Raw genomic sequence first — 15,343 nt, 5'->3', positions numbered from 1 at the left:
TTTGTTAAAGTTTAATTTGCTTGAGTTAAGTTGTACTCTTTAAATGTTAGGTGTTGTGTGAAGTTAATTTGGTTGTATAACATTTAAAATTTTTACCTTAATTTCTTGTGTAAATTTAATAAAAAATCGCCCATAAGGCGACTTTTAGAGTTTTGGTTGATTAAATTTTATGCTTTGGTCTGTTTTTTAGTTTTTTGGTAACTGCGATAAAGTTTCTTAGTTTGTTTGAAAATTTTTCTACTTAACCACCACATTTTCAAAAAGTTTAAATGTGAACCATTACTTTTGAAATTATATTGAAAACAAACATCATAGTTGATTTGGATTTTCTCAGCAACTAAATCGTAGCTTCAAGTCATTGTGTGGTGTTTTTCAGAGGTGAATTGAAACAAAATGATGCGGTCTTTTTCTTGTTTGTTGTGCACAATTAAATTATTAAAGAGTGTTCCGCTGTTAAAACTATTAAAAATAGTTCTTACTGCCCGTAATAAGAAATATAGTTTTTCCTGTTTAAATTTTTTGTGCACTCGTAAGCTTTTGGTTAAGCCAAAGAGTTCTAAAACTTGTCGATACTTAAAAGTAAGCAAATTGTTACGGTTCTTATAACTGTTATGCATTATTGTTAAGTAAAGTAAAAAGTAATAGTTTTGAAAAGGTAATGATTCAGTTGGAGTAATGATGAAAGTTTTATTAGTAAAAACAAATAAGCAATTAGGATCTTGTAAATATTCATTTATAGTTTGATTGTTATAAAAATAATATTTAACTTTATACAATTTGAGCAATTCGACTATTTTATAGGATGATTCGTGCGAAATCACCACAAAATGATCATCTAGAGAAGTCTTCTTAAATTTAAATTCTTCGAGAAAAAAATACAAGAAAAATAATGCTAAATCTAAATTATTTAATTTTTTTAATTTTTGGTTAAGAACAAATCAAGCCTCTAAATTATCATTAAAATCAAGATCATAAACTGCTGTTAAGTTTTTATTTTTCTTAGTTTTTAGTCTTCATCTTCAAAATCACGTTGAAATATACGTAGGGAAGAAAGTTGCTCCCAATTGATAATTATTTTTGTAATTAGTAAATAATTCAGTCGCTAAATTTCTAGCTACAATGCTTCTCGAATTAATAAAAAATTGTGTTTTATATCTTTCTTTTAAACTGACAAAGTCTTTAGTTAAACCTGTTTTAAGATCCGAAAGAGTGTGTAAAAGTTGTGCAATGTTAAGCGAATTACTTTTAGCCCTATTAGATAGGGCTGAATACTCATTTAAAGTCTGATAAATATTCACAATTTCAGTTAACTTTTCGACAGGAATTTCTTCATTAAAATTAACTAATTTAATCACCAATTTTTTTAATTTGTGATGGTAAATTGCTTTAATTAGAAAATCATAACCAAGCTTAGTTTGCGCGTAGTAATCAAGCTCTAACGGAATTGATAATAAAGAGTTATAAGTTGTTGTTTCGCAAAAGAATGAAAAATAATCGAGTACATTTTGAAAGATTTTTTTCGGTAAAAACATTCCTTGGTAGGAAATGAAAAGTTTAAATTTGCTATTAATATTAAGTGTTTTTTGAATTGCTTGTGCGAGTAAGTTGAGTGAATAATTTAATTTCTTGCCATTGAGAGGCTTTTCTAAAACTAAAAAATCATTGACAATTTGAATTTTAAGTCTGTCAATGAGTTTCTTTTGTTTAATTTGTTTCAAAGTCTTTGCTTTCACTAGCACTTAAGTCATCATCTTCTTCACTTAATTGAGTTGCTTGAAACTCTTGCGGATCTGTGTTGGCAAGTTTAGCTTTAATTTCAGCAGTCAATTGTTTGGCTTTTGCAACTGCTTCAGGATCACTATTTTCATCCACTTTAATGATTTCAATTGCTTGAATTTCATCATTATCTTTTAAGTTAATTAATTTCACACCTTTCGATGAACGTCCGACTACAGAAAGTTGTAACAATGATGTACGCACAGTTAAACCTTGCGTGGTAATGATTAAAATTTCATCTTGTAAGTTAACAAATCTAGCAAAAATAAGATTTCCAGCTAGTTTAGAGTTAATTCCAATTACACCCTTGCCACCACGGTTGGTTAATCTAAAGAGTGATTCATGCGAAAGCTTACCAAACCCTTTAGCACCAACTGTTAAAATAAATTCACCTTCATTTAATGCTGAAGCAGTAATAGCTTTTTGGTTAGGTTCAAGTTTAATGCCTCTTACACCTGTAGCGGTACGTCCTAAAGCACGAATGTCGTTGGCATTAAATTTCACAACACGATCTTGATTATTCGCAATTAAAATCAAATCATCATCACGCACAAGAAAGGCACGAATTAATTCATCGCCCTCGACTAAATTGAAAGCATACTTACCATTTGTATTGACTCGTTCATATTCAGCTAATGCTGTTTTTTTAATTGTTCCATTTTTAGTAACGGTGAAAAGATAAATATTTTCGCCATATTCGCTCACCGGCAGCATTGAAACAATTTTTTCGTCGTTTTTAGCGTCTAAATTAGCAACAATGTTGACGAAAGGAATCCCTTTTGATTGTCTTGATAATTCTGGGATTTGGTGTGCTCTGATCCGATAAACGCGAGCTGTATTAGTAAACAACAATAAATCTATGTGTGTAGTGGTGTAAAGAATTGAAGCAATGTCATCATCTTCATAGGTTTTCATTGTAGTTAAACCTTTACCACCACGGTTTTGCACGCGGTAGTCTTCGAGTGGCGTTCTTTTAACATAACCATTTGATGAAGTTGTAATAACAATGTTTTTGAGCGGAATTAAATCTTCATCAGTAATGTTGGTTTGGGCTGCCACATCGATAACTGTACGGCGCGCATCTGCGTATTTGTTTTTTAATTCGGTAAGTTTACCAATGATAAATTCAATTAATGCATCGTGATTATCAAGCAATTGTCTAATGCTTGCAATTTCAGCGTGTAAAGCAGCAATTTCTGCTTCCATATTTTCAATAGCCAAACCTGTTAAACGGCCTAGACGCATATCGACGATTGCTTTAGTTTGCTTTTCGCTTAAGTTAAAACGAGCAGCAAGGTTTTGTTGTGCTTCAGCATCGTTTCGTGATTGTTTAATGATAGCAACAACTTCGTCAATGTTTTGAACTGCGATTTTAAGTCCATCTAAAATATGTAAACGTTCTTCAGCTTTATTTAAATCAAAGAGCAATCTACGACGTTCAACAGTTTCATAGTGGCGAAGATAAACTTGCAAAATCTCTTTGAGGTTAAGTAATTTTGGTTGTCCGTCAACCAAAGCGACTAAGTTAGCGCTGTAGTTGAGTTGTAAATTGGTTTGTTTGTAAAGTTGATTCAAAATAATGTGTGGGTTAAAGTTTTTCTTGATATCAATGACAATACGAATTCCTTCGCGTGATGATTCATCGCGCAAATCAGCAATTCCTTCAATTGTTTTGGTTTTCACCAATTCAGCAATTTTTTCAACAATAGAAATTTTTTTAATTTCGTAAGGAATTTCGGTCACAATAATTTTGCTTTTCCCATTTTGAAATTCTTCAATTCGACTTACAGCACGAGTGGTAATTGAACCCTTACCGGTGTGGTAGGCATTGCGAATACCACTCACACCAAGAATGGTACCTCCCGTTGGAAAATCAGGACCAGGTAAAAATTTCATTAATTCATCAATTGTAATCTCAGGATTTTGTGCTAAAGCAATTGCAGCATCAATTACTTCTCCTAAGTTGTGTGGAGGAATAGAAGTGGCCATCCCAACAGCAATACCAGAAACACCAGAAACTAAGAGATTCGGAAAACGAGCTGGTAATACAGATGGTTCTTGTTCAGAAGCATCATAGTTATCTGCAAAATCAACTGTGTTTTTTTTGATATCTTCGAGCAATTCAGCGGCAAGTTTTGACATTCTTGCTTCAGTATAACGCATAGCTGCGGGTTCGTCACCGTCAATTGATCCAAAGTTGCCGTGACCGTCAACTAACGGATAACGCATACTAAAGTCTTGTGCCATTCTTACCATAGCTTCGTAAACAGAAGAGTCACCGTGAGGGTGATATTTACCAAGAACATCCCCAACAATTCTGGCACTTTTACGGTGCGGTGAATTGTAGTTAATACCAAGTTCACTCATATCGTAAAGAATTCTACGGTGAACTGGTTTTAGTCCATCCCGTGCATCTGGTAATGCCCGCGACACAATAACGCTCATCGCGTATTCCATAAACGAATCAGTGACTTCTTTCTGAATTGGACGAATTCCAATGCCTTTAATTGGCTCAGCTAAAGTTTGATTTTCTACTTGGTATTCAGGTTTGTTTTGCGGAACATCTTCATCTTCATCATCGTTTTCTTCAGGTTGTTCAGGTTTTTTGAATGCAACAAAAAGCTCATCATCTAAGTTTTGTTCGTCTTCAATTTTATGAACCTTGTCTGCTTGTTCTTGCTGTTGTTTTTCTTTATCTTGGTCGAATTCAGAAAAGTGCATTTTTCCTCCAAATTTACGAATTTTAAATTGCTTTGCAATTTAAGTGTTTTAATTTTAACACATTAAGTCAATATCTTAGGATTGTAATAAAATATATATTTATATAGTGAATGGTGAACTAAGAAAAAAATATTGTTTTTTTAAGAAAATTTGATAAATAAGCCTGTAATATAGGACTATTTACAAAATTGATTCAAAAAACAAATTAAATTTGGTTTAGTTAGTAAAATAAAACTAAATTTTGCAAATATGCTTATGGTATAGAACTATATGCAAAACATAGTAGTTAAAGGAAGACTTAAAAAATGTTAAAGAAAATAAGAACTCGTTATGCTCCAAGTCCAACAGGTTATTTACATATTGGTGGCGCAAGAACAGCCTTGTTTTGTTACCTTTTTGCAAAGCACTTTGGCGGTGATTTTATTTTCCGTTTGGAAGACACTGATGTTAAAAGGGAAGTGGTTGGAGGCGAAAAAAGTCAGCTTGATAATTTAGCTTGATTAGGAATTGTTCCAGATGAAAGTCCTTTACATCCAAATCCTCTGTGCGGAAAATATCGTCAAAGTGAAAAATTGGGAAGATATCGTGAAATCGCATTAGAACTTATCAATAGAGGATTAGCTTACAAAGCCTACGATACTAGCGAAGAACTTGAAATTCAAAAAGCTGAAAGCGACGCTAAGGGTATTCCGTCATTTAGATACGATAGAAATTGATTAAAAATTTCTGATGCTGAAAAAGCTAAACGCGAAGAACAAGGCGCTTATTCAATACGTTTTGCAATGCCAAAAAATAAATCATTCGGTTGAAATGATATTGTTAGAGGTGAAATCAGTTTTGACAGCAGCGATATTGGCGATTGAGTTATTCAAAAAAGCGATGGTTATCCTACTTATAACTTCGCAGTTGTTGTAGACGACCATGATATGGCAATTACCAATGTGTTGCGGGGTGAAGAACACATTACAAATACACCTAAGCAGTTAGCAATTTATGAAGCTTTAGGTTGAGAACCTACGCAATTTGGTCATTTAACTATTATTACTAATATGGAAGGCAAAAAGTTATCTAAACGCGATACTTCTTTAAAACAATTTATTGAAGACTATCGCAATGAAGGTTATTCGCCCGTTGCAATTTTTAATTTTCTCGCATTACTTGGTTGAACAGAGGCGAATGCGCGTGAGTTAATGAGTAAAGAGGAACTTATTACAAGTTTTGACCCAGCAAGATTTAGTAAGAGTCCATCTAAATTTGATATTCAAAAGATGCAGTGATTTTCAAAACAGTATTTTAAACAAATAGATTTAAATGAATTATTGTGTGCATTAACATTACCTGAAACTGCTTGAAATAAACTTTTTGTGGAAACATATCGTGAAAGTGTTTACACTATTAAACAACTAAAAGAGTATTTAGATTTATATTTAACACCACTTTCAAGCGATGATTCGATTAAGGCACAACTAACAACTGATGAGGTTGAATTAGTTAAAACAAATTGAAACACAGTTGAAGTCTTTGTTAATCATCTTAATGCAGTTTCTTTTACGGTTGAAAATATTCAAAACGCAATCAATGAAACTGCAAAACTTACTGGCAAAAAAGGTAAAAATCTCTTTATGCCAATTAGATTGGCAACTACATATCATAGTCATGGTCCCGAGTTGGCTAAAGCAATTTATTTATATGGGGAAGAACGAGTGAAAGCGAGACTTAAAAAATGAAGTTAAAATTTAAATCAAAATCATTGCAGTTAGACGAACCAAAGGTAATTGAATTTGTGGTACCCTGCGAATACGAAATTTTTGTTGATGATGAAGATGACAACAAAGAGTATCACACTTATCATTTTAAAGAACCAACAAATGGTGAAATGAATCGTATCGAAATTCACCCAGAACAAATTAACATTTTTGCTGGTCCAACGACCCTTAGTATGAAGTTAGGACAAAAATATAACAACAGTTATATTAAAGTTGATGGTAATAAATTTTTGTTGATTTCAGAATTGTTAAAAACGCAAATTGAAGAACACAACAAAACTTTTGAATACAATCTTTTCTCTGCTAACCATGATTTAATTGGTAAATTTGAAGTATCAATTATCACTGACCCAGAAGTAGATACGCCAGAAGAAGCACAAGCTTAGTTGATGTTTTTAATGCTTAGTCAAGGTCTTAAGAAACACACATTTTGTGTTTTTTTTATTTAAAATTTGTAAGTTGCATAAATGTGTTTTAGTGGTTTATGTTTTGTGTATAGTTCTATGCCATAGTTAAATTCGTCATTGTAAATTTATTTTCAAGTTTGAAACTTGGTTTTAACTCATATGTTTATGTTTTTAACACTTAAATAGCAAATAAGTCTATAAAATAGGCTTTTACAAAAAAAAAAAAAAAACTGGCTTGGCCAGTTAACAATAACATCTAAGCACGAGCAGCTTGTGCTTCTCTAAGTGCTCTTCTTTCAGCACGAGCTTATTCTAATTGAAGTTTGTGAGTTCTTTTAGCAGCTCTTTCTTTCATTTTTCTTCTAGTAATTTTTCTCATAATTTCCTTATTGGTTTATATAATCAGGCGCTTTTTAAATTTTTCATTTAGCAGCTCTTTGACATAGTCAGAAAAGTTTTCAAATTATAACATGAATTAAAAATTAGAATAAGTAATGGTGTATCACTCTGGTAAAAAGTCCATATTTTGTGAGAGAGCAATGTAAACAGTTAAACCAATCATTCCTAATAAAATAATGTAATCAGGTAAGTGTCAAATTAATTTACGGTAACGTGTTCTTTTGGCATATGGATCGTAGCCACGAGTTTCCATAGCGTTTGCTAAATCTTCAGCTTTGTTGAATGAAGTGACAAAGAGTGGAATCACTAACGTAGTAAATGATTTGGCTTTTTCGTTAATCTTACCGTTTTTAAAATCGATACCCCGACTCGCTTGCGTTTTCATAATTCTTTGTGCTTCTTCAAGCAAGGTTGGAATAAATCTTAGTGCAATGGAAATAATTGTGGCCAAAATGTGCGTATTAATAAATAATAGTTTTAGTGGTCAAAGCAAATCTTCAATTGCTTTAGTTAATAAAATTGGTTTAGTACTAATTACGAAAATTGATGTAGTTAAGATCATTGTGTAAATTCTTACTACTAAAGCCAATGTTCGAATTAACTGCGGGTAACTAAATGCATAAGTTCCCTTTTTGTCAATTATATATCACACATACCCAGTATTTTTAGCATATAAGTCGAGCAGTACACCATTATTAGAAATTTTCATAGTGTATAAATTCACAAAGTAGAGAATGACACCAATAAAAAGCGGCATTTTTCACAACTTTAGTAAGCCAAGTCAACTCTTAGTTGTGATCACATAAGCAATCATCAATGGCACAAGTAATAACGCTGTGGTGATAAAGTAATTAGATACAAACACTAAGACAATAATGGTAATGTTGAGAGCAAGTTTTAATCTTGAGTCAAGGCGGTGAATAAAACTATTAATTACCATGTAACGACTAATTGTGTTCATTAACCTCTCCTTTACTTGCTAAAGTTGCATTGATGTGTGCGACTAAGTCATCAATAGATTTGACTTTCGGAATCGTTCAACCACGTTGTTCTAGTTTGTGCACAAAATCAAGAATTTTTGGTGGTTCCATTGCATTTTCTTTTAAAAATTGTGTATCACGTAAAACTTCGTAAGTTTTACCATCACGCACAATGTGTCCATCTTTAAAAATTAATACTCTGTCTGTTACTTCTAACACGTTGTCCAAATCGTGAGTGACAATCACCACGGTTTTGCCTTGTTTGTGTAAACGGTTGAAGATTTCTAAAATTTCACGCACACCAACTGGGTCGAGGCCAGCTGTTGGTTCGTCGGCAATTAGAATTTGCGGTTCCATTGCCAAAATGCCAGCTAAGGCAACTCTTCGTTTTTGTCCACCAGATAAATCAAAAGGTGATTTTTCCAAGAAAGAATCATCGAGGCCAACTAAGTTTAAGTATTTTTTGGCGCGTTCTTTTGCTTCGCTTTTTGACACACCAAAAGATCTTGGGCCAAAAGCAATATCTTTTTCGATGGTTTCTTCAAACAATTGGTATTCAGCAAATTGGAAGACAACACCAATATTTTTTCGTAACTCTTTAGCTTTCTTAACTTTTTTTCGTCAAGATTTTTTCAAAGTATATTCAGTTGTTACAGTTTGCTTAGCTTTTGTTTTCTTATCAATGATGTCTTTATCATAAATTCAAGTGATTTGCCCTTCAGTTGGTACTAACAAAGCATTAAGGTGTTCAATGAATGTGGTTTTACCCGAACCTGTTTGACCAATAATCCCAATGTATTCGCCCTGATTAATTGTGACATTTACTTTATCTAACGCCTTGTGTTCAATTGGTGTTTTGCGTAAGAAAATGTAGTCCAAATCTTTCACTATTATTTGCATAGGTTTTCAAGTAATTCCTTTTCATTGTAAGTTGAGTTTACACTATGAATCTTTTCACTTAATTTATAAATAAAAGGCGAATCAATTTTTGCTATTTCAATCACTTCTTTATCTTTTAAAATTTCGGCTGGAGAACCTATTGCCACAATTTTGCCTTGCGCAAACACGATACATTTGTCTGCCAAAATGGCCTCATCCATATCGTGGGTAATTGAAATGAGTGTTTTTTCCCGTTTTTGTTGAATTTCACGAATTGTTTCAAGAATTTGTCGTTTTCCTTTTGGATCCAACATCGAAGTGACTTCATCGAAAATGATAATTTTAGGGTCAAGTGCTAAGACAGAAGCAATGGCAACTCTTTGTTTTTGGCCACCAGACAAAAGTTGCGGTTCACGATCAAGATACTTTTGCATTCCTACTTTTTCAGCTAAATCATTGATGATTTTTTTCATCTCTTTTTGTGGAACTTGTGCATTTTCTAAGCCAAATGCAATGTCGTCTTCAACAGTTGCACCAATGAATTGGTTATCTGGGTTTTGAAAAATAATTCCGATTTTTTTCCGAATTTCCCGAATAGTTTGATGTGTAATTACCGTACCATCAATTTCAATTGTGCCGCTTTTTGGTTTGTAGAGTGCCACAAGTAACTTTGAAAAAGTACTCTTTCCAGAACCATTGTGTCCAAGCACTGCAACATACTCACCAGCCTCAATATCAAGCGAAATACCATCAATTGCATTACGCTTACTTTCGGCATATTTGAAAACTAAATCTCTAATTTTTATCATATTCATAGTGAAATTATATGACGAAAAGCCAATTTTAAATTTCCATTTCTTTGAAGAATTACGTAAGAAAATTATTCAAATTTAAACCATTTTAGGCGTTTTTCAAATAAAATTAAATAAACTTTTTCAAAAGTTTAATATTTAAAAGCAAGTATAATGCTTTTCTAAAAACACAAGATAAGGCAAAAAACAACTATGAAAATAAAAAAATTTCTCTCTCTTTAACTCCAATTTTAGGCATAACTGCAACTACTTTTAGTGTTTCGTGCAACACAGCGACCAATTCGGACGAAAAAAACAACGCAACAACTAATGAAAATGAAAAAAAAGATTATCAAAACATCTTGAATCAAGCTAATGTTCAGCTATTTTATACAGATAATAATCATCGAATTTCAACAGAAGCACAAAAGTCATATCAACAAGCAAGTTTAGTGACTGCCAATCAATTTTCATTATGAGTGCAAAAAGGTCAAGACTCTATTTTTACCGAATTTACGAACCTTTATTCAGAAGTTAAAGTGGAACTAGAAGTTTTACCTGACACAGTAAACGATATTAACGGTAGTGTTACAGTTAAAGCAACAATAGTTAACAAAACAACTAATGAAACTGTTGCAGAGAGAAATTTTTTGGTATCAGATTTTAAAAAATTAGATAATTTTGGAAATGATTTACTCCAAAGTTTTGCTAGAGTTGAGTTCATTAATACTGCTTTTCAAAAAAATCAACTTGGTGTTCAACAAGCTTATAAATTACCAACTAGCAGTTTTGCGATTTTTAAAAATAATGGTGAAATTTTTGGCTCTTACAACAATATTAATTACCAGCTCGAAATTTTGGAACCTACACAAGAAGATGTAGAAAAAGGCGAATTGCAAATAAAGGTTAAGCTTAATGTTGCAGATAAATTCTATGAAAAAACCTTTATTATAGGTGGATTTGCTACTTTGATTGATTTGGCCGCACAAACAATTGCTAAAGTTGTATACAAAAGTAATTTTCTAAATTCATTACCATCACTTGTTGAAGATTCTGAAATATCATTTCAAAATTCAGAGGGCAAAGAAATTGATTTTCAAAAAGAATTTAATTTAGCAAAACCTATTATAGTCAGCAAAACCCCAGATGATGACGCGGGTGTACTTGAAGTTGAATATAAATTAGTAGCTAAAGATAAAGAAGTATCATTTACTAAAAAAACAACTGATTTAGAGAATACTTATGCGTATTTGTATGAAAATTCATCTTCTATAGAGAGTGTTGAATATATTGGTCAAACAACCACTTTTAGTAACGCACTTAAACAACAAGGCCAGTGAATAATTTATAAGCACCTCCCAAGAGATTATTGAAATAATGTTCAACCGTTTCCAATTGATTTTGGAGATGATGAGGAATTTTACTTGGAAAAAATTAGTGAACGGCAAGATCCTTCTGATGTCAACAAAGTCATTGTGACTGCTCATGTAAAAGTTGTACATAACAAAAAATTCTTGTACTCAAAAGCATTTGATATCAAAGGTTTTAGTAGAGAGAACTAATAGTAAATCATTAGTAGCATCCGAAAAATTAATTTTAGATAAAGCTAAAACAAATTCTATTTATCGCAGTTTTAAAATAGCATTTTTAAATGTTTTATTTAAATTACAAAATGAAAATAACTCTATGTTATAGCATTATTTGTGAATTTGTTTTCAACTTTTAAAAACAACAAGTGAAAGGATTTAGTACCTTTTGCTTTTTCATTTATCTTGCTGGCCAAGAAAATTATTTCTGAAAATAAAAAATCTTGCCGAAGCAAGATTAGCAACTATAAGCCACGTTTTGTCCCATTGCTGGTGTCAACAATTTATCTAACCAAACAAAAGTTTGGCTCTTTTCTTAAATTGAATTCTTCTCGAAAAGTTCCCTTACCGAAAAATTTAGGTTTCTAGCTCATGGAGTTTACCCGTTTCACATTTCTCGTCTCTGTGGCACTAGTCGTCTAAGCTCGAGTTTATTAGACTCGACATGAATACTACAACCATCTCAGGTTGTGCTAGCGTGGACTTTCCTCTACTTTTACAAATAAAAGCAGCTGTTGACCATTGCTAAAAAGTATTATATCTAAAGATCACAAAAAATATTTGGTTCGTTTGCGGTTTCTTAATTTTTTAACTGATGAATTTTAAAAAAGAACTAAACTATTTTCAATAGTTTCAAGGCTTGCATTTTGCCTTTAACAAACATTACTATACTTTGGATTTGTTTTGACATAGAAATTTAGAATTTATAATAAAGTTATGCGTAAATTTAAAAATAAGTTTAACTTTTTCACATTAATGCCGCTTGCGCTTGCCCCCATAGCTTTGAGTGTTAGTTGTCAAGCGAAAACAGTTTTACCAATTCAAGATGTGATTGATAAAACAAAATTAGGCGTTATTTATTTAGAAGATCTCACTGATAAAACAACCAAAACTGTTTCTGAGAATTCACATACAGCTGCAACCGCTGCCAAAGAAATTAATTTTGTCTTACTTTACAAAAATATACAAAATGAGTTTGTTAACTTTCAAACGATATTTGATCATGCAGAATTTGCTGTGACCTACCAAATTGATAAAACATCTCTTGATGATGAGAATGGTTTGCTAAGTGTTGTTGTTAGAATCACAAGAGTTGCTACTAAAGAAAGTATTGTATCCGATCCTTTCAAGGTAGAGGGATTTAAAAAATCTTCTACGCAAGGAGATTTACAAGCTCAAATTGATTCAATCGAACGAGCTTATTTACGAGAAGCTAGTAGAATTTTACCGTCAGAAGCAGTTAAGCTAGACCTGGCTCATTTTGCTTTTTTTAAACAAAATGTTCAAGATGAATGACGTCCTGACTGAAAACAACTTAACGCTGAAGTTGCGTTTCCTGAAAACGCAGCAAATGATGAAACTGGAGAGTTAAACGTTACTTTAGTATTAACAAATAAAACTGATCCAACTAAAATGGTTCAAAAAACATTTGCAATAAGCAATGTGGCTCAAACAACAGACCAAAGACGTCGAGATACCGCTATAAAAGTTATAGAGGAAATGCTTGCCAATATGCGTTACTTAGCATTGAAAAGCGAAGCCGAGAAAAAACCTTCTGAACGTAACCATTCATTGTTGCTCGCAAGTGATGTGCGTGCAGATGATTTAGTGGTGCAAAATTCAAGTCAAATGGGAGAAATTGAATTACCAACTTCAGCTACATCTGACAAAGTTAATGTCACTAAACAACTTGTACAAGTTGAAAATCAACCTGAAGGCACTGTGAATTTAAAACTTACAGCAAGCTATAATGGTATTGAAGAATCTAAAATTTTAAGTTTAGATGGCTTTATGACTGACTTAACAAGAACAAAAGATCTTTTAGATAATGAAATCGCAACTATTAAACAAATCGATTGAATTGTTCAAGGTAAAAATAAAGCAGAAACTACTGTTACTGATGCAACGCAAAGAAATAATTTTGCTTCTGAATTAGTTCTTTATACTGATGATGAAAAACAAAATGTGTATCATTTTCCAGCGTTACAAAATAGTAGAGTTAGATACAAAATCTTAATCTTGAATAATGTTAAAGCAAGCAGCAGAGGTTCAGTAAATGTTAATTTCGCTTTTATTCAAGAAGAAGATAAAGATGAAACTCCAGTAGAAACCGTAAGATCAAAAAGCGTTTTTAAACAAATTACTGGATTTAAGGCAGAGAAAATAACTATTTCATCAAATTAATCAAAAAAATACGCATCTTGGCGTATTTTTTTAAAGAAAATTGACTATCAAAAAGTGTTCAAAAGCCATTCATTCATTTACTTTACCATTTATAATGGCGCGATCGAGTAGAGCTAAACTCTTGAGTAAATGTCTAACTTTCCGCAAACCTAATTTTTGTAACAAAGCATTTACTCTTTTTACTCGATAAACATTTAACTTTAAGTCATTAGCAACATAGTCCAAAGACTTACCAAGTTTTTTATAGCCCGCAATTTGATTACAAATAATTAATTGTTGACTAATTTGCGCAATTAAAGCAGTAACTGAAGTGACAAATTCCTTTTTCTTTTGATATTCTACTCAAATTAAATCAAAATTGTTACTTTCAAAAGAATTTACAAAAGCAAAAGCATCTTCGCTTGTAACAGCATCAACATAAGTTTCGACATCGTTATAATCTATAGTTTTTTTTAGCAGTAACAACTTGTTAATTTCATTGTTAATCAAGCCTAAATCACCAGTTGTTTTCAAACTTAAAATTTGAGCTGCAGAATAATTAATATTGCCGCCAAGGTTAGTTACTTTATCAATAATATATTTAATTTGTTGTGATTCAGTTAACTTTTTGATATCAATGTGTTGCGAAAAATCCTTTATCATAGAGTTTTTCGTGAAATTATTTTTATAAATATTCGCACATTCAGTTATTTCGTTATTTACAAAAACAAAAACATCATTTTTGCTTTGATGTAAAACATTTAAAAATTCATCTGCGAGTTTTTCCAAATTCTTGTCTAGTTTAGAAGTAAAAAAAAGCAAATTATTAACAATAAAAAAAGAGTGCTGTTTAAACAAACTTTGGTTGTTGGCTTCAGTAATTAAAGATAAAACAGCTTCCGGAGTTTCGCAATTAAATGTTTGGACTGCGTAATCAGGATAGTGATTTTTAAGTTCTTGAACTTTTTCTTGAATTAAGAAAGTATCTTGCCCACAGATTAAATACATAAAAAAATTTTAGTATAAATTTTAATTTTTAAATTCTTTTACTACCTCGTCGAGTTTTCTGAGTCAGTGATTCAAACCGCTACGAGTAATTTTTATGCCGTTTTTTATCATTATTTCGCTTAGTGATTGCAGAGATTCGCCGGGGTTTGCGAGCACTATTTCAAAAGCTTTTAATTGGTGCTGAGAAAATTTACTTTCTAAATTTTTAGCAAAAATTAAATTAATGTTATCTATATGTCGTCCATTTGCGTTTGCAATTCTGTTAATGTTTGAAAAATCAATATTATCAATTCGATTTATATTGTTGTAAAAATCTCGTTTGATTTTCTCTTCTTCGAACTCAAAATAAGCATTTCTAGCTTCAATTGCTTTTAAAAAATCCGCAATTTTTTCATGTTTTTTTAAATAAATTAAATACTTTTGGCGATAGCTAATTTTTTGAAAACCAAAATTGTATTTATTCAGTTTTTCTAATACTAAATCAATAAATTGTTCATAGTAAGAAGAAAGTTCCAAGTGGTAAGAAGTGTGTTTAAAATCACTAATAGTGCCACCACCGCAGAAAAAACCAGCAAAAAAATTGCTTAAATTATTAATTTGAGTCTGGAAATCGATTTGATTTTTGAAAATAATTAAATTACTATTTTCTATTTGGTGTTCGATTTTCAGTTCTTTCAAAAATGCTAATAATTTTTCTTTTGTTAACTCATCTTTAATTATTAAAAAGATATTTTTTTCAAGATCTAATTGACTTTTTGCTCATAAAAAACCAAGCAAAAAGTCAAAATTTTTCGCCGATGGTTTTGTTTTTTGAAAAAGTTCAATTTTGACTTTGCGTGTAAAGTTAATTGTTTGAGTCATAAAAAT

11 protein-coding genes and 1 other RNA gene are annotated in these 15,343 nt (G+C 31.6%); 4 read left to right on the top strand and 8 right to left on the bottom strand.

Going from position 1 to position 15,343, the window contains the following annotated elements; all coding sequences use genetic code 4:
• Positions 1-167: 167 nt before the first annotated feature.
• Complete coding sequence (locus EXC55_RS01135) at positions 168-1,718, bottom strand: MAG5620 family putative phospho-sugar mutase (RefSeq protein ID WP_129622864.1); 1,551 nt, start codon at positions 1,716-1,718, stop codon at positions 168-170.
• The gene (gene gyrA, locus EXC55_RS01130; RefSeq protein WP_129622863.1) at positions 1,705-4,497 is read right to left on the bottom strand and encodes a DNA gyrase subunit A; all 2,793 of its coding nucleotides are present in this window, start codon (positions 4,495-4,497) and stop codon (positions 1,705-1,707) included. The genes EXC55_RS01135 and gyrA overlap by 14 nt, the downstream gene beginning before the upstream one ends.
• Positions 4,498-4,805: 308 nt before the next feature.
• Between gyrA and gltX the strand changes: the two genes are divergently transcribed.
• Positions 4,806-6,230 carry a glutamate--tRNA ligase gene (gene gltX / locus EXC55_RS01125; RefSeq protein ID WP_129623254.1) on the top strand — a complete coding sequence of 475 codons (1,425 nt, stop codon included), beginning with the start codon at positions 4,806-4,808 and terminating at the stop codon, positions 6,228-6,230.
• Positions 6,221-6,649: a hypothetical protein gene (locus EXC55_RS01120; protein WP_129622862.1), complete on the top strand. Its 429-nt coding sequence runs from the start codon at positions 6,221-6,223 to the stop codon at positions 6,647-6,649. Before gltX ends, EXC55_RS01120 begins: the two co-directional genes overlap by 10 nt.
• Before the next feature lie 496 nt (positions 6,650-7,145).
• On the opposite strand, the gene EXC55_RS01115 is transcribed toward EXC55_RS01120, so the two are convergent.
• Genes EXC55_RS01115 through EXC55_RS01105 form a run of 3 tightly spaced genes read right to left on the bottom strand, consistent with a single transcriptional unit; the run spans position 7,146 to position 9,737 of the window.
• A complete protein-coding gene (locus tag EXC55_RS01115; RefSeq protein ID WP_408634040.1) occupies positions 7,146-8,033 on the bottom strand; it encodes an energy-coupling factor transporter transmembrane component T family protein in 888 nt (295 codons plus the stop codon).
• Positions 8,017-8,949, bottom strand: coding sequence for an energy-coupling factor transporter ATPase (locus EXC55_RS01110; protein ID WP_129622860.1), 933 nt, complete (start codon positions 8,947-8,949; stop codon positions 8,017-8,019). Before EXC55_RS01110 ends, EXC55_RS01115 begins: the two co-directional genes overlap by 17 nt.
• Entirely contained in the window at positions 8,940-9,737 is a 798-nt protein-coding gene (locus EXC55_RS01105; protein WP_129623253.1) for an energy-coupling factor transporter ATPase, read from the bottom strand. The genes EXC55_RS01110 and EXC55_RS01105 overlap by 10 nt, the downstream gene beginning before the upstream one ends.
• Before the next feature lie 344 nt (positions 9,738-10,081).
• On the opposite strand from EXC55_RS01105, the gene EXC55_RS01100 reads away from it, so the two are divergent.
• Positions 10,082-11,281 carry a lipoprotein 17-related variable surface protein gene (locus tag EXC55_RS01100; RefSeq protein WP_129622859.1) on the top strand — a complete coding sequence of 400 codons (1,200 nt, stop codon included), beginning with the start codon at positions 10,082-10,084 and terminating at the stop codon, positions 11,279-11,281.
• A gap of 267 nt (positions 11,282-11,548) precedes the next feature.
• Here the strand turns inward: EXC55_RS01100 and rnpB are convergent.
• An RNA gene (gene rnpB, locus EXC55_RS01095) (RNase P RNA component class B) lies at positions 11,549-11,832 on the bottom strand.
• 190 nt (positions 11,833-12,022) lie between these two features.
• Here rnpB and EXC55_RS01090 point away from each other — a divergent pair.
• On the top strand, positions 12,023-13,489 hold the full coding sequence (locus EXC55_RS01090; protein WP_129622858.1) for a lipoprotein 17-related variable surface protein: 1,467 nt from the start codon (positions 12,023-12,025) through the stop codon (positions 13,487-13,489).
• 30 nt (positions 13,490-13,519) lie between these two features.
• Here EXC55_RS01090 and holA read toward each other — a convergent pair whose 3' ends face one another.
• Both holA and whiA read right to left on the bottom strand, forming a co-directional pair.
• A complete protein-coding gene (holA, locus tag EXC55_RS01085; protein ID WP_129622857.1) occupies positions 13,520-14,476 on the bottom strand; it encodes a DNA polymerase III subunit delta in 957 nt (318 codons plus the stop codon).
• 21 nt (positions 14,477-14,497) lie between these two features.
• Entirely contained in the window at positions 14,498-15,337 is an 840-nt protein-coding gene (gene whiA / locus EXC55_RS01080; protein ID WP_129622856.1) for a DNA-binding protein WhiA, read from the bottom strand.
• Positions 15,338-15,343: the final 6 nt, after the last annotated feature.

It is taken from the genome of Mycoplasmopsis columbinasalis (assembly GCF_900660705.1).
Lineage (GTDB): Bacteria > Bacillota_I > Bacilli_A > Mycoplasmatales > Metamycoplasmataceae > Mycoplasmopsis > Mycoplasmopsis columbinasalis.
The sequence above is the reverse complement of the archived record's forward strand: the minus strand, read 5'-3'. Positions and strand labels throughout refer to the sequence as shown.